1 pseudogene is annotated in these 540 nt (G+C 60.4%); it reads left to right on the forward strand.

What is annotated here, in order from left to right:
- Window positions 1-444, forward strand: a pseudogene (locus DNK89_RS23890) (GMP synthase (glutamine-hydrolyzing)); the annotation flags it as partial.
- Between the last annotated feature and the right edge of the window lie 96 nt (window positions 445-540).

Here is a 540-nt window from a genome sequence, read left to right on the forward strand (position 1 = left end):
GAACTGGGCGTGGCCCTGGGCCTGCCGCCGCAGATGGTCTACCGCCATCCGGTCCCGGGCCCGGGCCTGAGCGCGCGCATCCTGGGCGAAGTCAAGCATGAATACGCCGAGCTGCTGCGCCGCGCGGATGCGATCTTCATCGAAGAACTGCGCAACACCAAGGACGAGGCCAGCGGCCTGACCTGGTACGAGCTGACCTCGCAGGCGTTCGCCGTGTTCCTGCCGGTGAAGTCGGTGGGGGTGATGGGGGATGGTCGCACCTACGAATATGTCGTGGCGCTGCGGGCTGTGCAGACGATTGACTTCATGACGGCGGATTGGGCGCCGCTGCCGCATCCGTTGCTGGCTCGGATTTCCTCGCGGATTATTAATGAGGTGCGGGGGATTAATCGGGTGGTGTATGACGTGTCGAGCAAGCCGCCTGCGATGATTGAGTGGGAGTGAAATCAGGTCCCTCGAGAACTATTCCTAAGTATCGAAAGGCTGTCGCAACATATTGGTGTTCAAACAAATATGTGGCGGCAGCTATCGGTATCTATC

The sequence above is a fragment of the Acidovorax sp. ST3 genome (assembly GCF_003231145.1).
Taxonomy (GTDB): Bacteria; Pseudomonadota; Gammaproteobacteria; order Burkholderiales; family Burkholderiaceae_C; genus Acidovorax.